Annotated in this window: 14 protein-coding genes; 6 read left to right on the top strand and 8 right to left on the bottom strand. The window is 74.7% G+C overall.

The window, feature by feature from the left end; translation table 11 throughout:
• Window positions 1–3 precede the first annotated feature (3 nt).
• Window positions 4–1,059 (bottom strand): DUF2804 domain-containing protein, encoded by a 1,056-nt coding sequence (locus BJ961_RS10085; RefSeq protein ID WP_271320980.1) that lies wholly within the window; start codon window positions 1,057–1,059, stop codon window positions 4–6.
• 130 nt (window positions 1,060–1,189) lie between these two features.
• Between BJ961_RS10085 and BJ961_RS10080 the strand changes: the two genes are divergently transcribed.
• The 3 genes from BJ961_RS10080 (at window position 1,190) to BJ961_RS10070 (ending at window position 5,180) form a co-directional block, all read left to right on the top strand.
• Complete coding sequence (locus BJ961_RS10080; RefSeq protein ID WP_271417009.1) at window positions 1,190–2,557, top strand: DUF692 domain-containing protein; 1,368 nt, start codon at window positions 1,190–1,192, stop codon at window positions 2,555–2,557.
• Window positions 2,558–2,683: 126 nt separating this feature from the next.
• Window positions 2,684–3,481: a TIGR04222 domain-containing membrane protein gene (locus tag BJ961_RS10075; protein ID WP_271320979.1), complete on the top strand. Its 798-nt coding sequence runs from the start codon at window positions 2,684–2,686 to the stop codon at window positions 3,479–3,481.
• Window positions 3,482–3,596: 115 nt separating this feature from the next.
• The gene (locus tag BJ961_RS10070; protein ID WP_271320978.1) at window positions 3,597–5,180 is read left to right on the top strand and encodes an alpha/beta hydrolase; all 1,584 of its coding nucleotides are present in this window, start codon (window positions 3,597–3,599) and stop codon (window positions 5,178–5,180) included.
• Here BJ961_RS10070 and hemQ read toward each other — a convergent pair whose 3' ends face one another.
• Both hemQ and hemG read right to left on the bottom strand, forming a co-directional pair.
• Window positions 5,181–5,909 carry a hydrogen peroxide-dependent heme synthase gene (hemQ, locus tag BJ961_RS10065; RefSeq protein ID WP_271320977.1) on the bottom strand — a complete coding sequence of 243 codons (729 nt, stop codon included), beginning with the start codon at window positions 5,907–5,909 and terminating at the stop codon, window positions 5,181–5,183.
• A gap of 4 nt (window positions 5,910–5,913) precedes the next feature.
• The gene (hemG, locus tag BJ961_RS10060) at window positions 5,914–7,398 is read right to left on the bottom strand and encodes a protoporphyrinogen oxidase (RefSeq protein ID WP_271320976.1); all 1,485 of its coding nucleotides are present in this window, start codon (window positions 7,396–7,398) and stop codon (window positions 5,914–5,916) included.
• Between the two features lie 176 nt (window positions 7,399–7,574).
• On the opposite strand from hemG, the gene BJ961_RS10055 reads away from it, so the two are divergent.
• The 3 genes from BJ961_RS10055 (at window position 7,575) to BJ961_RS10045 (ending at window position 11,266) form a co-directional block, all read left to right on the top strand.
• Window positions 7,575–8,642, top strand: a complete 1,068-nt coding sequence (locus BJ961_RS10055; RefSeq protein WP_271320975.1) for a DUF4349 domain-containing protein — start codon at window positions 7,575–7,577, stop codon at window positions 8,640–8,642.
• Between the two features lie 28 nt (window positions 8,643–8,670).
• On the top strand, window positions 8,671–10,068 hold the full coding sequence (locus BJ961_RS10050) for an FAD-dependent oxidoreductase (protein ID WP_271320974.1): 1,398 nt from the start codon (window positions 8,671–8,673) through the stop codon (window positions 10,066–10,068).
• Window positions 10,069–10,447: 379 nt separating this feature from the next.
• Entirely contained in the window at window positions 10,448–11,266 is an 819-nt protein-coding gene (locus BJ961_RS10045; RefSeq protein ID WP_271320973.1) for a rhomboid family intramembrane serine protease, read from the top strand.
• A 47-nt stretch (window positions 11,267–11,313) separates the two neighbouring features.
• On the opposite strand, the gene BJ961_RS10040 is transcribed toward BJ961_RS10045, so the two are convergent.
• The 5 genes from BJ961_RS10040 to BJ961_RS10020 are packed head-to-tail and all read right to left on the bottom strand — an operon-like array spanning window position 11,314 to window position 16,654.
• A complete protein-coding gene (locus BJ961_RS10040; protein ID WP_271320972.1) occupies window positions 11,314–12,495 on the bottom strand; it encodes an MFS transporter in 1,182 nt (393 codons plus the stop codon).
• A gap of 5 nt (window positions 12,496–12,500) precedes the next feature.
• Window positions 12,501–13,055 (bottom strand): GNAT family N-acetyltransferase, encoded by a 555-nt coding sequence (locus BJ961_RS10035; protein ID WP_271320971.1) that lies wholly within the window; start codon window positions 13,053–13,055, stop codon window positions 12,501–12,503.
• Window positions 13,048–14,256, bottom strand: coding sequence for a type III PLP-dependent enzyme (locus BJ961_RS10030; RefSeq protein ID WP_271320970.1), 1,209 nt, complete (start codon window positions 14,254–14,256; stop codon window positions 13,048–13,050). Before BJ961_RS10030 ends, BJ961_RS10035 begins: the two co-directional genes overlap by 8 nt.
• Entirely contained in the window at window positions 14,253–15,578 is a 1,326-nt protein-coding gene (locus BJ961_RS10025) for a DUF6271 family protein (RefSeq protein ID WP_271320969.1), read from the bottom strand. The genes BJ961_RS10030 and BJ961_RS10025 overlap by 4 nt, the downstream gene beginning before the upstream one ends.
• The gene (locus BJ961_RS10020) at window positions 15,560–16,654 is read right to left on the bottom strand and encodes a phytanoyl-CoA dioxygenase family protein (protein WP_271320968.1); all 1,095 of its coding nucleotides are present in this window, start codon (window positions 16,652–16,654) and stop codon (window positions 15,560–15,562) included. Before BJ961_RS10020 ends, BJ961_RS10025 begins: the two co-directional genes overlap by 19 nt.
• Window positions 16,655–17,107 lie beyond the last annotated feature (453 nt).

The following is a 17,107-nucleotide window of genomic DNA, read 5'->3' as shown; positions in this document are numbered from 1 at the left end:
CGGTCACCAGCGCATGTGGACGTCCTCGGCCCAGCCCAGGAGCCCGTTCACGGCGATGCGCGTGCCGTCGTCGGTGCGGATCCGGCCGTCGTAGTGGCCGAAGCGCTGGTCGGTGCGGTTGACGACGAGGCCGGCGTTGGTGTGCGCGGAGCGGTTGTGGAACGGCGTGAAGGTCAGGTCGACCTGGTCGGACGACGGCGTACGGATCGTCCAGGGGGCCTGCGGGCCGGAGGGCGACCGGCGCCAGTCCAGCTCCTCGCCGATCTTGGTGAGGCGGCCGTCCACGCAGAGGCCGTTCTCGGTCGCCCCGGTGCCCGCGGTCCAGCGCCCCCCGAACTGGAGTCCCACCGTGTGCCCGTCCGTGCGGCCGGACGCGGCGCCCCAGTTCCAGTCGACCGTGCGCGGCCAGCGGCCCCGCCCGTGGTCCAGCACCGCCCAGGCCTCGCCGTCGTCCCCGCCGAAGCCGAGGACCTCGGTGCCGATCCGCACGCGGCCGGCGGCGGGGAGGGCGGTGTGCTTGGACGTGTACTGGAAGCGCCGCTCGCTCCACGGCACCACGACCGAGAGCGACTCGTGGCCCTCGGGCCGCGCGACCAGCAGGTCGACCTCGACGGGCAGCCGGTCCGGATCGAGGCAGCGGGCCCTCAGGCGCGTACCGCCGTGCTCGTCGCGGATCTCCACGCGCACCTTGCCCCGGGTCGGCCGCTCGGGGCCCACGACGACGTCCCCGGCGCCCGGGGTGCCGGCGACGGTGTCCGGGAGGCGGACGCCGCGGCCGGCCGGGACGATCGCGGCGCGCTCGAACTCGCGGCCCGCCGCCGCGTACTCCAGCAGGTACACCGTGTTCAGGGCGAGGTAGTCGAGGTCGCTGACGGTCAGGGCCACCAGGTGGGTGGGCGTGGTCACGCACCAGTACTCCCAGCGCTTGGTGCGACCCCAGCCCCGCAGGTTCGCCCGGTGCAGCGGCACCCGGGACCAGCCGACGGCCGCCGGGTCGAGCCGGCCGTCGGGCAGGCAGAGGTCGACGGGTCCGGTGATCTCGCGCTCGTGCGTCGCCATGGCCGGAGCCTACTGGGCGGCGCGAACCTCAGATGTTCCTCTGAACCGGCCCTCCCCGGGGTTGGCACCGGACCGGGTGGGCGATACCCCGAGCATGTGCGCAGGAAAGGGGGACGCGATCATGCGATCCATCGCGCGACTGGGCACCGGTGTCGGATGGCGGCCGGAGATCGCGGACGTCGTCGAGTCGATGCCCGGCATCGACTGGGTCGAGGCCGTGTCCGAGAACCTCTGTCCCGGGCATCTGCCCGACTCGCTGCTGCGGCTGCGCGAGCGCGGGGTGACCGTCGTGCCGCACGGCGTCTCGCTCGGGCTCGGCGACGCCCGGCGGCCGGACGCGGGGCGGCTGGCGGCGCTGGCCGAGCGGGCGGAGGTCCTGGGGTCGCCGCTGGTCACCGAGCACATCGCGTTCGTCCGGGCGGGCGGGGCGCTGACCGCCTCGCCGCCGCTGGAGGCGGGACACCTGCTGCCCGTGCCGCGCACCCGCGACGCCCTCGACGTGCTCTGCGAGAATGTGCGCATCGCGCAGGACGCGCTGCCGGTGCCGCTCGCCGTGGAGAACATCGCCGCGCTCGTCTCCTGGCCGGGCGAGGAGATGACGGAGGGACAGTTCCTGTACGAGCTGGCCGACCGTACGGGGGTGCGGCTGCTGATCGACGTGGCGAACCTGCACACCAATCACGTCAACCGCGGCGAGGACCCCGCCGAGGCGCTCGCCGAACTGCCCCTGGAGGCCCTCGCCTACGTTCATGTCGCGGGCGGCTTCGAGCGGGACGGCGTCTGGCACGACAGCCACGCCCATCCCGTCCCGCGGCCGGTCCTCGACATCCTGACCGACCTCGCCTCGCGCGTGGCACCGCCGGGTGTCCTGCTGGAACGCGACGACAACTTCCCCGCAGGGCACGAGCTGGAGGGCGAGGTGGCGGCGATCCGCACGGCCGTCGCGAAGGGGCGGGCGGCGGGCCCGGCCGCCACCGGCGACCGGGCGGCACCGCCCGCCTCGCGCGCCGGTGCCGGTTCCGGTGCCAGTGCCGGTGCCGGTGCCGGTGCCGGTGCCGGTGCCGGTGCCGGTGCCGACGACGCCGTACGGCAGCGGGTCGGGCTGGCGCAGGCCGCGCTGCTGGCGGCGCTGGTCGCGGGAGCGCCCGTCCCCGAGGGGTTCGACGGGGTACGGCTGGGGGTGCAGGCGCGGGCGCTCGCCGGGAAGCGCGCGGACGTGGTCGCGAAGGTCGCCCCCGAACTGCCGGTCCTCCTGGGCGCCGACTACCGGCCGGCCTTCCTCGCCTACGCCGAGGGGCGCCCGATGACCGGCGGATACCGGCGCGACGCCCTCGACTTCGCCGAGCACCTGCTGCGGACGGCGCCCGGGGGCGCGGCCCCGGGGGTGCGGCGGGCGGTGCGCGAGTGGTGGCTGGAGCGGTCGGGGCCGGTGCCGCGGTCGGCGCGTCCCGGGGTCCGGCTGGCCCGCGCCACCCGGCGCGTCCTGCTGGGCCGCTGACGCGGAGACACCCACGGGGGGCAGCACGGAACGGGACCAAACGGAACGTCACACACCCGCAACACCGTGTCCCGGAATGTGAACAGGGCATGGCGCCGGCGAAACCCTTTGGCATAGACATACGGCATGTTCTGGGTCCTCTTCCTCCTGTCGGCCTGGGTCGTCGCGGGCCTCGCCTGCCTGCGGCTGTGCCTGGCCGCCGTGCGCGCGGCGGCCGTCGTCGCGCCCGCCGCCGCCCGGGAGCACGCGCTGACGCTGTACGAGGCGGCGTTCCTGTCCGGGGGCCCGCGCCGGGTGGCCGACCTGACACTGGTCTCCATGGCACGCCAGCGTCGGCTGCTGCTCGCGCACACCGGCTGGGCGACCGTCGTCGACCCGCGCGGGCGGGACGACATGGAGCGGTCGGTCATAGGGGCGATAGGCCCCGGGGGGCAGTCCCGGATAGCGCCGGTGCGGGCCACCGCGGCCACCGCGGAGGCGGTGCGGGGGCTGGCCGACCGGCTGGTCGGCGCGGGCCTCGCCGTACCCGACGGCGGCGCCGGTGGCGTGGCGGCCGGGGTGCGGCGGGTGCGGGCCGCCGCGGTGAGCGTGTGCGCGCTCGGCCTGGTCGCCCTGGCGCTGCCGCTGCCCGCCACGGAACCGCGCCCGCTGATCGCCCTCTGGTTCGCGCTGCCGCTCGCCCTGACCCTGGGCTGCCTCGCCCTCACGCGGCTGGAGGTCCACCCGTACTCACGCTGGGCCTCCCCGGCCGGGCAGCGGCTGATCGGTGCCCTCGTCCGGCAGGCCGACGGCACGGCGGACGACCGTACGTTCCTCACCTCGGTCGCCGTGCGGGGCGTGCACGCGATCGGCGAACCGGACCTGCGTGCCGCCTTCGCCCATCGCGAGAGGTACGCCGGGGACCAGTGGGAGCGCCGGGCCTGACGCGCCGGGGGGCGCATGGAGGCACTCGGCGCCGACACCCGCGGGCGGTGCTTGTACCGCCCGCCCGCCGCACCGAGCATCCCTGGTGTCACGCCGTGCACCGAAGGGATACGCGATGCGAGCTGCCGTCCTCCACTCGGCCGCCGGGTCCTTGCTGCTGACCACCCTCGCCGTCGCCCCGGCCCGGGCGGCGCCGTCCGAGGGGCCGGGTTCCGCCGAGGCGCGCGGCACCGCCGTGGCCGCCGGGCGCGCGGCGGCGGCCGGGATCGAGTTCGGCAGGTGCCCGAAGGCGGAGGACCTGCCGGGCGCCATCCGCTGCGGCACGGTCACCGTGCCCCTGGACTACGCGCACCCCGACGGGAAGCGGATCGAACTCACCGTCAGCCGCGTCCGGGCCACCCACGAGGACCCCGACGGCAGCGACCGCGAAGTCCCCGGCCAGGGCGCCCTCCTCTACAACCCGGGCGGCCCCGGCGCCTCGGGCCTGTACTTCCCGCTGGTCGGCATGGTGCCCGAGTGGAAGCGGATCGCCGCGGCCTACGACCTCGTCGGGTACGCCCCCCGCGGGGTCGCGCCCTCCGCGCCGCTGTCCTGCCAGGACCCCGGCGACTTCTTCAAGGGGCCCCGGCCCGCCCCAGCGCAGCCCTCGCAGGCGTACAAGAGGCAGCGTGCCGCCGAGGCCGAGGCGTACGCGAACGACTGCGCGGAACGGGGCGGGGACGCGCTGCGGCACTACCACTCCCTCAACAACGCCCGCGACCTGGAGGTCGTCCGCGCGGCGCTGGGCGAACGCCGGCTCACGTTCATGGGCGCGTCGTACGGCACCTACCTCGGGGCGCTGTACGCCGAGCTGTTCCCGTCGCACGTACGGCGGATGGTGTTCGACGCGGTGGTGGACCCGGATCCGGAACAGGTCTGGTACCGGAACAACCTGGAGCAGTCGGAGGCCTTCGAGGACCGCTGGGACGACTTCAAGGAGTGGGTCGCCGAGCACGACGCCGTCTACGGGCTCGGGGACCGGCCGAGGAAGGTGCAGGACGCCTACGAGGAGGCGAGCGAGCGGCTGGCCGCGGAGCCCGCAGGCGGGACGGTGGGGCCCGCGCAGTTGCAGGGCGCGATGCTGAAGGCCGGGTACTACGACGACTACTGGCCGCACCGCGCCGAGGCCCTGTCGGCCTATCTGAAGGGCGACCCGCAGCCGCTGATCGACCAGGCGGGCACCCGGACCGAGGCGGGGGCGGTCGCCGCCGAGAACTCCAACGCCGTGTACACGGCCGTCGAGTGCAACGACGCGCCCTGGCCGACCGACTTCGAGGTCTGGGACCGGGACAACACCCGGCTGGCCCGCCGGGCGCCCTTCGAGACCTGGGACAACGTGTGGACGAACCTGCCGTGCGCCTACTGGCGGGCGCCCCGGCAGCGGCCCCTGGACGTGCGCACCGCGCCCGGTGAGCTGCCGCCGACGCTGATCCTGGCCGCCGAACGCGACGCGGCCACCCCGTACGACGGCGCGCTGGAGCTGCGGCGGCGCCTGTCGGGCTCGGTCCTGGTGACCGAGCGGGACGCGGGGACGCACGGCATCGGCGGCGGCCCCAACGCCTGCGTCAACGCCCACCTGGAGGCGTACCTGCTGGACGGCCGCCTCCCGGCGCGGGACGCCTCCTGCGCCCCGCGCCCGGAACCCGAGCCCAGGGCCTGACTAGGCCAGCCCGGCCACCAGCTCCGCGACGTCCTTGCGGCGCCCGGTGTAGAACGGGATCTCCTCGCGGACGTGCATGCGGGCCTCGGAGCCGCGCAGGTGGCGCATGAGGTCGACGATGCGGTGCAGTTCGTCGGCCTCGAAGGCGAGGACCCACTCGTAGTCGCCGAGGGAGAACGCGGGCACCGTGTTGGCGCGGACGTCCGGGAAGCCGCGGGCCATCTTGCCGTGGTCGGCGAGCATGCGGCGGCGGTCCTCGTCGGGCAGCAGGTACCAGTCGTACGAGCGTACGAACGGGTAGACGCTGACGTAGTTCCGGGGCTGCTCGTCGGCGAGGAAGGCCGGGATGTGCGAGCGGTTGAACTCGGCGGGGCGGTGCAGCGCCATGTTCGACCACACCGGCTCCAGCGCACGGCCCAGCCTGGTGCGGCGGAAGAGGTTGTACGCCTCCTGGAGCTGGTCGGCGGTCTCGGCGTGCCACCAGATCATGAGGTCGGCGTCGGCGCGCAGACCGGACACGTCGTAGGTGCCGCGGACGGTCACGTCCTTGGCGGCGAGCTGGTCGAACAGCTCCTGGACCTCGTCGGCGTAGCCCGCGCGGTCCTCGGGCAGCGCGTCCTTGAGCTTGAAGACGGACCAGAGGGTGTAGCGGATGACCTCGTTGAGGTCCTTGGCCAGCTTGCCCTTGTTGGGGATCCGGTCGGCGGGGGTGGTGGCGTCGTCACTCATGCCCTTATTCTCCCGCTCCGCCGTGGCGGCTCTCCACCGGGTGGCCGGTGAGTTCCTGCACACCTCGCGGGTCTGCGTGGATCAGGTCGGCGGCGGCGTACGCGCTCGCGATGCTCGCCGGGATGCCGACGCCGTCGTAGGCCGCGCCGCACACCGCGAGGCCGGGGAGTCTCGCGACGTGCTCGCGGACGCGGGCCACGCGCGCGTGGTGGCCGACGGGGTACTGCGGCAGGCCGTCGTGCCAGCGGGTGACGCGGGTGGCGACGGGGGCGGCGATCAGGCCGGTGGCCTGCGCCAGGTCGTGCCGGGAGACGTCGACGAGGCCCTCGTCGTCGCGGCCGAGGATCTCCGTGTCCCCGTACCGGCCCACCGAGGTGCGCAGGACGACCAGGTCCGGGTCCTCGTCGGCGATCCAGCCCCACTTGCGGGAGGCGAAGGTGGACGCCTTGATGGTGTGCCCGTCGACCGGCGGCACCAGGAAGCCGCTGCCCTCGGGGAGGGCGGCGGCGTCGGAGCGGCGGTAGGCGAGGGTGATCAGGGCCATCGAGGCGTACTCCACCGCGGACAGCTCGGCCGCGGCGGCGGGCGCCTCGGCGCGCAGCAGTGCGGCGGCGGGACCGGCGGGGACGGCGACGACGACCGCGTCGGCGTGCAGGGTCCGGTCGCCGGCGACGATCCGCCAGCCGTCGCAGGCCGTGCGGCGCAGCTCGGTGACGGGCGCGTGCGTGACGATCTCGCCGCCCCGCGCGCGCACCGACTCGGCGACGGCGGGCGGGAGGGTGCCGATGCCGCCCTCGATGCCCATGAACACCGGGCCGCTCGGCGGGGAGGTGGCGGTGCGGCCCTGGAGCGTGCGGACCGCCTCGGTGAGCGAGGTGTGGGTGCGGGCGGCCTCGAAGAGCTGGGGCACGGCGGAGCGCAGGGAGATGCGGTAGGCGTCGCCCGCGTAGACGCCGCCCAGCAGGGGCTCGACGAGCCGGTCGACGACCTCGCGGCCCAGACGCGCGGCGACGTACTCGCCCACGGCCACGTCGTCGCCGACCTCGGTGGGAGGCAGTTCGGCGTCGCGCCCGATGCGGGCGAGGCCCTCCTCGGAGAGGACGCCGGACAGGGCGGCGGCGGTGCCGGGGACGCCCATGACGTGGCCCTTGGGCATGGGGCGCAGGACGCCGCGGGTCCACAGGGAGGCCGTCGCGGTGGACGGCGGCTGGAGGCGGTCGGCGAGTCCGGCCGCGCGGGCCAGACCGACGGCCTCGGGGCGGCGGGCCAGCATCGACTCGGCGCCGAGGTCGACGCGCACTCCGGCGATCTCGCCGGGCAGCAGTTTGCCGCCGACGCGGCCGGACGCCTCCAGCACGGTCACCCGGGTGCCGCGCTCCAGCAGCCGGTGGGCGGCGGCCAGTCCGGCGATGCCGGCTCCCACGACAACGACATGTCCCTGTCCCCCGTCCGCGGGGAACTCGCCCGCCGGGGTCTCACTCGCGCTCATGTCCCCAGCGTCTCAGACCCCGCCCGCCCGGACCCGGGGCCGGGTGGCCCCGTGGTCCGGCCCACAGGTCCCGCGAGTCCGGACCGTGATCTCTTCGGAACCGTTCCGCGCCGTCGTCCGCGCCCCTTCGCGCGTCGTAGAGACGTCAGTTGTCACCGACCCCGGGGGGACCCACGATGCGGGCAGGACGATCCACGACACGAGGAGCGGCGGTACGGCGGTCGGCGCCGCCCGCCCGCGCCCTGGCCGGCCTGCTGCTGGTCACGGCGCTCGCCCTCACCGGGTGCAGCGCGTCGGACGCCGGCTCCGACGCGGGCGGCGACGCCAAGGCCGCCGCGCCGCAGCAGGACTCGCGGGCGGCGGGCTCGCAGGCCGACGGCAGGGCCGGCGCGGCCGGTGAGGGGCAGGCCGACGGCACCGGGTCGAGCGCGCCGCCGAAGCTCGCCCCGGCCCACATCATCCGCACGGTCTCCCTGAGCGTTCAGGTCAAGGACACGGCCAGGGCGCTCGACGCGGCGCGTACCGCGACCGAGAACGCCGGCGGCTACGTCGGCGACGAGAGCACCACCCGGGACGCGGAGGGCCATGAGCGGACCGAGGTGACGCTGCGCGTGCCCGTGGAACGCTACGAGGACGTCCTCGACGACCTGGAGGGCGCCGGGAAGCTGCTCAGCCGCGACGCCAAGGCCGAGGACGTCACCGACCAGGTGGTGGACGTGGACAGCCGCGTGAAGTCGCAGCGCGCGAGCGTGGCCCGCGTCCGGGAGCTGATGGACCGGGCGACGCGGCTGAGCGACGTGGTGGACCTGGAGGGCGAGTTGAGCTCCCGGCAGGCGGAGCTGGAGGCGCTGCTCGCCCGGCAGGCGGCCCTGAAGGACCGCACCAGCCTGGCCACCGTCACCCTCTCCCTGTCCCAGACGCCGGTGAAGCACGCCGAGGAGAAGAAGGACGAGGATCCCGGCTTCCTGGACGCGCTGGCCGGCGGCTGGGACGCCTTCGTGGCGATGCTGCGCTGGGTGGCCGTGGTGCTCGGCGCCGTGCTGCCCTTCGCCGCGGTGGCCGCGCTGCTCGCGCTGCTGTGGCTGCGGGTCGTACGCCCCCGGCTGCCGCGCCGTGCGGCAGCCGCGCCGGTGTCCCCGACGCCGCCGGGGGCCGCGCCGGCTCCGCTGCCCCGGGCCCGGCCGGTGCCCGAAGCCGGGCAGCGGGAGGCGCCGCACGGCGACGAACCCGGCGCGGGCGAGTGAGAACGTCCCGCCCCCGTAGCGTGTTCGCATGAACATGAGTGCTGGGGACGGGAAGAGAGAGCGGCTGGTCGTGGTCGGCGGGGACGCCGCGGGAATGTCCGCGGCGTCCCAGGCGCGTCGGTTGAAGGGCCCGGACGAGCTGGAGATCGTGGCGTTCGAACGCGGTCACTTCAGTTCGTTCTCGGCGTGCGGCATCCCGTACTGGGTCGGCGGCGACGTGACCGACCGGGACCAGTTGATCGCGCGCACGCCCGAGGAGCACCGCGCCCGCGACATCGACCTCAGGATGCGCACCGAGGTCACGGAGATCGACGTGGCCGGGGGCCGGGTCCGCGCGCGCGACGTCGATTCCGGGACGGAGTCCTGGACGTCGTACGACAAGCTGGTGATCGGGACCGGGGCGCGGCCGATCCGGCCGGATCTGCCCGGCGTCGACGCGCCCGGCGTGCACGGGGTGCAGACGCTGGACGACGGGCAGGCGCTGCTCGACACGCTGGCAGGCACGCGGGGCCGTCGCGCGGTGGTCGTCGGCGCGGGCTACATCGGTGTGGAGATGGCCGAGGCGCTGATCAACCGCGGCTACGAGGTGACGGTCGTCAACCGCGGCCGGGAGCCGATGTCGACCCTGGACCCGGACATGGGCCGCATGGTGCGCGAGGCGATGGAGGGCCTCGGCGTCACCATGGTGAACGGTGCCGAGGTCACCAAGGTGCTGACCGGGGAGGACGGCCGGGTCCGTGCGGTGGCCACGCAGGACGCCGAGTTCCCGGCGGACGTGGTGGTGCTCGGCATCGGCGTGCGGCCCGAGACCGGGCTCGCCGAGGCCGCGGGGCTGCCGCTCGGCGCCCACGGCGGGCTGCTGACCGACCTGGGCATGCGGGTGCGCGGCCACGAGAACATCTGGGCGGGCGGCGACTGCGTGGAGGTGCTCGACCTGGTCTCGGGCCAGGAGCGGCACATCCCGCTCGGTACGCACGCCAACAAGCACGGGCAGGTCGTCGGCACCAACGTCGGCGGCGGCTACGCCACCTTCCCCGGTGTGGTCGGCACGGCGGTCAGCAAGGTCTGCGACCTGGAGATCGCGCGGACGGGCCTGCGGGAGCGGGACGCGCTGCGGGCGGGGCTGCGGTTCGTGACGGCGACCGTCGAGTCCACCAGCCGCGCGGGCTACTACCCGGGCGCCTCCCCCATGACGGTGAAGATGCTCGCCGAGCGGCGCACCGGGCGGCTGCTCGGCGTCCAGATCGTGGGCCGCGAGGGTGCGGGCAAGCGGGTCGACATCGCCGCGGTGGCCCTCACCGCCGGGATGACGGTGGAGCAGATGACCGCCCTCGACCTCGGGTACGCGCCGCCCTTCTCGCCGGTGTGGGACCCGGTGCTGGTGGCGGCCCGCAAGGCGACGGGGGCGGTGCGGCGGCAGGGCTGACGGCCCGTGGGCGGCGGGGCTGGGGGCCTCGCCCGTTCACGCGGTCCCGTTGATGCGGTCGACGGCCCGGCGTGCTCACCGCCTCGTCCAGGGTGACCGGCCGCAGCGTCTGCGCGGTCGGCCGCCCGGCCTCCTGACCGAGCCGGGCGGCGTCCTCCCAGGGCAGCCTCGGCACGAGGGCGACCTCGGCCTCTCCGTCGGGCGGGGCGTGCGGCGCGGGAGCCGGTGTGACCCCTTCGTTCAACGCCTGTTTCCTCACGTCGTCCCCGCGCCCCGCCTTCCCCGGGCCGCGGACGGTTGAGAGGGCATACGTACACACGGATGGGGGCGTTCAACGGGCGAACCGATTCACCGTCCGCCGGGCGGGCAGTAGTGACTCGTGGTCATCCCCGTCCATGACGTGAACCCCGCGCGCCGCACCCCGTGGGTGACGTACGCCCTGATCCTCGCGAACGTGCTGGTGTTCCTGTTCACCCCCGGCACGACCGGGTCGGCGACGGGCGACGGCAGCCTCGCGCAGATGTGCGACCTCCAGGCCTTCCTGGACCACTGGGCGGCGGTGCCGCAGGAACTGCTCCACCACCGGATGCCGCACCTGGTGCCGACGGGCGCCACCGGGGTCGGCCCGCGGGGGCCGGGCTGCGTGGTGGCGCCGCCCGGCTACGACAAGTCGCCGGAGCTGAGCGTCCTGACGGCGATGTTCCTGCACGGCGGCTGGCTGCACCTGCTGGGCAACATGCTGTTCCTGTGGATCTTCGGCAACAACGTCGAGGACCGCATGGGCCACCTGCGCTTCCTGCTCTTCTACGGCGTCTGCGGCTACGCGGCGACCTACGGTTTCGCCCTTCTCGACGCCGACTCGGGCGCCCCGCTGATCGGCGCGTCGGGCGCGATCGCCGGGGTGCTCGGCGCCTATCTGGTGCTGTATCCGAGGGCCCGCGTCTGGGTGCTGGTCCCCTTCCTGATCTTCCTGCCGCTGCGGTTGCCGGCCTGGCTCGTGCTGGGTTTCTGGTTCGGGCTCCAGGCGGTGTACTCGTCCGGCGGCGCCGTCTCGGACGCGGGCACGGTGGCGTACGTGGCCCACGTCGTCGGCTTCGTCGTCGGCATGCTGATCGCCTGGCCGCTGCGGCGCGGCACCCCGCCCCCGCCGGAGCCGCGCGGGCTGCTGTTCGGGCGGCGGGCGCGGCCGGGGTGGTGAGCGGTGGGGCGCGGGGTGCCCGGGCCGGGGCGCCGGGCTTCCGGGGGTCAGGCCGGGGTCGCCTCGCTCGGCGCGACGGGGGCCGGGGTCCAGCGGATGCGGGTGCCGCACAGCGCGACCGCGCCGGCCGAGGCGGCCACGGCGCCCATGCCCCAGGCCAGGCTGCTGGCGCCGGCGATGAAGCCGATGAGGGGCGGGCCGGCCAGCAGGCCGGTGGTGCCCATGGCGGCGACCAGGGTCAGCGCGTCCGAGCCCTGGCGGGCGGCGGCGGCGTAGACGCAGGGAGTCACGGCGGCGATGCCCAGGCCCATGCAGGCGAAGCCCCCGAGTGCCGGTGCGACGCCGCCGCTGACGAGGGCGGCGGCGAGACCCGTACCGGCCACGACGCTGCCCAGGAGCACGACGCGTCCGTCGCCCCAGCGGGCACGCCAGCCGTCGGCGAAGAGGCGGGCGACGACCATCATTCCGGACACCACGGCGATGCCGAGCGGCGCGAGGTGTGCCGACGCCTTCGCGACGTCCTCGAGGTAGAGGGCGGACCAGTCGTTCATGGCACCCTCGGCGACCGTGCCGAAGACCATGGCGGAGCACATCCACAGGGTCAGGCGGGAGGGGAGGGCGCGGCGGTGGGTCGGTTCCGGGGCGGCGGCCTCGGCCGGGGTGTCCTCGCCGAGCAGGCCCGTGCGGGCCGTCAGGTTCAGGAGGGCCAGGAGGACGACGGCGACGCCGAAGTGGGCGGTGACCGAGTCGGTCGCCGCGGTCGCCCCGGAGGCGAGGAGGGCCGCGAGCAGCGATCCGGCGCTGAACGTGGCGTGCAGCTTCGCCATCGTGTTGCGTGCGTACCGTGTCTCCAGGGCCGCGCCCTGGGCGTTCATGGCGACGTTGAGGCAGCCGACCAGGACGCCGTCGGCGCACATGACCAGCAGGGCCACCGGGTAGTTGGGGGCCGCCGAGAGGGCGGGCAGCGCGAGCGCCAGGCCGAGTTGGGAGAGCAGGGCCAGGCGGCGCGAGCCCAGGCGGCGCATCAGGTAGGCCACCGCGGGGAACGCCACCGCCGACCCGACCCCCGCGGCCATCAGGAGCACGCCCACCTCGCCCGCGCTCAGGTCCAGGTCGGACTTGATGGCCGGGATCCGGGCCGCCCAGGTGGCGTACTGGAAGCCCAGGGAGAGGAAGAGCGCGGAGATCGCCAACTGGCCGCGCAGGAAGGGGTCGTGGAGGCGGGACACGCGGATCAGCTCACTTCGCGCAGGGTGACGGGCGGGGACGGGTGGGCCGGGACCGGCTTGGACATGTAGACGGCCCGGCCGCCGTAGGCGCCGGCGGGCACGACGCCGGGCTGGGCGACGAAGCCGCGGGCCGACCAGAACCGGTCGGTGCCGCCCACGGCGACCAGGGAGATCCGTTCGTCGCCGCGGGCCCTGGCGGTGCCGGTGAGGTGGTGCAGGAGGTGCCGGGCCAGTCCCCGGCGGCGCAGTCCGGGTGCCACGACGATGTCGTGCAGGTGGAGGTTGCCCCACCGCTCGGCCGGGAGCGCCCTCGGTCCGGTGTGCTCCGTCCGGGTCAGGTCCGGGTAGCTGCGTGGCGGGTAGGGCAGGGCGAGGAGGTAGCCGGCGGTGCGGGGGCCGACGTCCACGACGAAGCAGGTGTCCGGCGACGCCGCCGCCCTCGACTGCAGCGCGGCCCGGCCCTCCGACAGGCCGAGGCCGGTGTAGGCGTCCCGTTCCAGGGTCACGACGGCGTCCCAGTCCGCGTCGGCGAGCGGGCGTACGCGCACGGTCTCAGCCATCGGCGCCGGTCCCGTCCGGGCGGCCCGCCCAGGTGTACGGGAGTGGCGCGAAGCCGTTGAAGCCCCGGGTCGTGTAGCTGGTCGCGTAGGCGCCGCAGGACAGCACCCAGACCGGGTCGCCCGAGGCCAGCGCCTTCGGCACCGGGACCAGGCCCTCCTCGTGGGAGTAGGCGTCGTCGCTGTCGCAGGTGGGTCCGGCGACGACCGCGGGGACCCGCGGGCCGTCGGTGTGGCCCGGGAAGACCAGCCGGTACTGCAGGGCGTCCATCTCGTACAGTCCGTTGAACTTGCCGCAGCTCAGGTACAGCCAGTGCTGCGACGTGCCGTCGGCCGTGCGGCGCTCGGTGAGGCGGGCGACGTGGGCGCGGATCGCCCCGTGGTCGGCGACGAGGTGCCGTCCGGGTTCGATGACGAACTCCAGGGGCCCGCCGTGGATCCGGCGCAGTTCGTCCATGCCCTCCCGGATCACCGCGAAGATCTTGTCCAGCGGTGGGTCGAGGGGGTTGCCGCGCCGGTCGCGGTAGCCGAGCGCGGGCAGGCCGCCGCCGAGGTTGACGTGGTCGACGCGGATGCCGCGCCGGCCGAGTGCGCGCAGGACCTCGCCCAGGTCCTCGACGGCGCCGTGCCACGCCTCGCCCGTCATCTGCTGGGAGCCGACGTGCACGGACAGGCCCGCCGGCACCAGCCCGGCGTCCCGGGCCGCCGCCAGCACGCGGACGGCGTCGGCGGGCGGGCAGCCGAACTTGTTGCTCAGCCCCCACACCGCGCCGGCCCCGCCGGTCGCCACCCGGCAGAACACGCGGGCGCCGGGTGCGTGGACGGCGAGGGCGGCCACGTCCTGGACGCTGTCGGTGGCGAAGGTGCGGATGCCGAGCCGGTACGCGTCGGCGATGTCCCGGTCGGACTTGACGGTGTTGCCGTAGTGCGCGCGCCCCACCGGCACCCCGGCCCGCAGCGCCTGTTCCACCTCGCCGGGGCTCGCCGCGTCGACACCGGCGCCCCGGCGTGCCAGGGCCGCGAGGACCTCGTCGACCGGGCAGGCCTTCATCGCGAACCGCACCTGGACGCCGGGCAGTTCGCGGCGCAGTGTGTCGTGGCGGTCCTCGATGCCGGCCAGGTCGTACACGAGCCGGTCGTCGGTGGCGGCGGCGAGGGCGGCGGCCAGGGGCTCGCTGAGGTCCGCGCCCGTCACCGCGCTCACCGGGACCGCTCCGCGGCCGGGGTGACGGGGGTGGCCTTGGCGGCGGTCACCATCGCCTCCCACGCCTCGGTCAGCAGGGCGAAGTCCGCCATGTCGCCGCGTGCCTCGTCGAGGAGGCGGGCACGGCTCCCGGCCAGGTGGTCGGCGACGTCGGCGTAGGCGCCGCCGAGCCGGCGGTAGGCGGTGTCGAGGGCGTCGAGCCGGCGGGTGTTCTCCGCGGTGTCGAGGCCGGTGCTCTCGCGGGCCAGGGCGGCGACGACGGCGGGGCGGGCCCGGCCGTGCTCGTCCAGCAGCGCGTCACCGGCTTCGGTCATGCGGTCGTAGACGAAGTGGAAGTAGAGCATCGACAGCAGGAACTTGGCGAAGCGGGTCTGGTAGGCGAGGAAGCCGGGTCCCGTCCTGCGTTCGCCGGTGTAGTAGTTGACGATGTTGCGGTTGTGGAGCACGCCGGGCAGCCGGGCGTCGTGCACCAGGTGGATCAGGAAGTAGTCGCTGCCGATGGTGTCCCGGGCGGGCGGCAGCGGTACGCGTTCGCTCACCGTCGGGCCGTGGAAGGCGATGTTGCACATGTCGACGCGCATCGGGTCGACCACCGTCAGCAGGGCGTGGTCGCGGGAGAAGGGTTCGGTGCCCGCGCCCGTGAAGGACTCCTCGACCAGCTCGCGCTTCTGGTCGGCGGACCAGTGCTCGGGGGCCCAGAGGGAGACGACGTCGCGGTAGACACCGGGGTCGGCGTCCCGTATCTGCGCGATGTCGACGGAGAGTTCGCCCACGAAGGAGCTGCCCACCATGGCGACCCGCCGCTCCCCCAGGGAGTCCGGCAGGTCCGACTCGGTGACGTGCCGGGCGGCGTCGGCGGCGCGTGCGCCGAGGGTGCGCAGCTCGTGGTGGACGGGGAAGACCGTACGGCCGTCCAGGTGCTGGTAGCGGCTGTCGGAGTCCCTGCGGTGGACGGAGTCGCAGCCGAGGGCGGCCGCGATGAGGAAGGCGCGGTTGGTGCAGGCGCCGTAGGACAGTCCGTCGGGGAGCATCAGGTCGAGCAGCAGCTCGGGCTTGGCGCTGCCCGAGCGTGCCGTCACCCGGGTGAGGAAGTCGCGCTGGGCGGCCTCGTCGAGGTGGTGCGCCGTGATCCGGGGGTGGGCCGGCAGGCGCCGTAAGGCGGCGGCGTGGGCGGCGTGGTCCGGGGGCGGGCAGGAGTCGAGGACCAGGAGGTGGACATCGATGTCGAAGTGGTCGGCGGCGTAGGCGGCTTCCTCGCCGAGCGCCGTGATCGTGTCCGGGCAGGGCCGGTTGGTGGGAAGGGTCAGGCAGATGCTGCGCATGCGGCGTCCCCGGTGGCCTCGTCGGTCGCCTCGTCGGTGCCGTCACCGGCGGTGCCGTCGTCCGCGTGCCAGGACCGCAGGCCGAGCAGTCTGGCGCCCAGTCCGGTCAGTTCGGCGGGGCCGTAGCGTTCGGACTCGTGCCGGTGGGCGTCGCCGAGGAGGGTGGCGTTCCAGTCGGGCGTGGCCAGGGTGCGCCAGGAGTCGACGCGGGAGTCGCGCAGCGTGCGGTGGGTTTCCAGCGCGGGCATCATCGACAGGTACTGGACCGCGCGTACGCCCTCGCCCGAGGTGTTGGGGGCGACGCCGTGGGCCAGCAGGCCGTTCCAGATGAGCAGGTCGCCGGCCTCCAGGTCGGGCCGTACGACGGGCATGTCCTCGCGGTCGATCGCGGGCCGGATCGGGTCGCGGCCGTCGGGCTGGAGGGCCTTCCAGCGGTCGAAGCGGCGGAACAGTTCGGGGCAGCACTGGAAGCCGCCGTGGTCGGGCTTGGTGTCGTTGAGCGCGATGATGCCCTGGACGCGCTGCGGCAGGACACCGAGGGTGGTGTCGACGTCCCAGTGCAGGTCGATGTCGAAGCCCCGGTCGGGCTTGTCGATCAGGGCGCGGTCGCGGTTGCCGACGTTGGGCGGGTTGAGGTTGAGCCGGTCCAGGGTGACCCACAGCTCCTCGCAGTCCCAGACGTCGACGAAGGCGTCGTAGACGCGCTGCGCCTGGCGGCTGTCCCAGATGAGCTGGTGCTGGTAGGCCTCGACGAAGCCGTAGATGTGCAGTTCCCGGTCGAGGTCGGAGCGGTACTCGCGGTCCTGGTACCAGGTGTCGGGGCGTTCGGGGTCGAGCCCTTGGAACTCCCAGGCGAAGTCGAGCAGCCGGCGCGCGGAGTCGGCGGGTACCGCCTCCTTCACGACGACGTAGCCGTACGTCTGCCAGTGGGCGAAGTCCTCCTCGGACAGCACCCGCAGCGGGCGTGTCTTGGTGAGGTCGCGCAGCTGGGTGCGGGCCAGGTAGGTGTCGGCGTCCGCGCTGAAGTAGGGCAGGTCCGACGGGGCTCGGTGGAGGTAGGAATCGGGCGTCGCCATGTGGTGCTCCAGATCCTCGCCGAAGCCCCGTGCGGGCGACGGCGGTGTGGACGACGGTGGTCGGGCCGTCGCACATGAGGTCGGTGGTGGCAGCGGGGCCCGCTCGCGGCACGGAAGCGGGGCGACGGGGGCGGCTCGGACGGACGGGGTGCTCCCCCGCCCGGGGGTTCGCCCCGCTCGGGGGTGGCCCCGCTCGGGGGGTCGCCCCGGTCCGCGCCCTCGTCCGGAATGGTCGTCTCGTCCGGGGTGGTCGTCACGGAAGTCGTCGTACGGAAGTCGTCACCGCGGCGGGGTCTTCGCAGCCCGGCCGCGGCAGGTGTCCGGCGCGGGGACCGATGTCGCATCCGTCCCTCGCCGAACTTGCGCCTCACAATGGACTAGACCAAGGGAAGTGTCAACACCCGTTCCGGCTAGCTCAGTTGTTACTTCCGAGTTGAGAAAGCCGCTCTTGAC

The sequence above is a fragment of the Streptomyces lienomycini genome (assembly GCF_027947595.1).
Lineage (GTDB): Bacteria > Actinomycetota > Actinomycetes > Streptomycetales > Streptomycetaceae > Streptomyces > Streptomyces lienomycini.
Note: the sequence above shows the minus strand (reverse complement) of the source record. Positions and strands in the feature narration are given on the sequence as shown.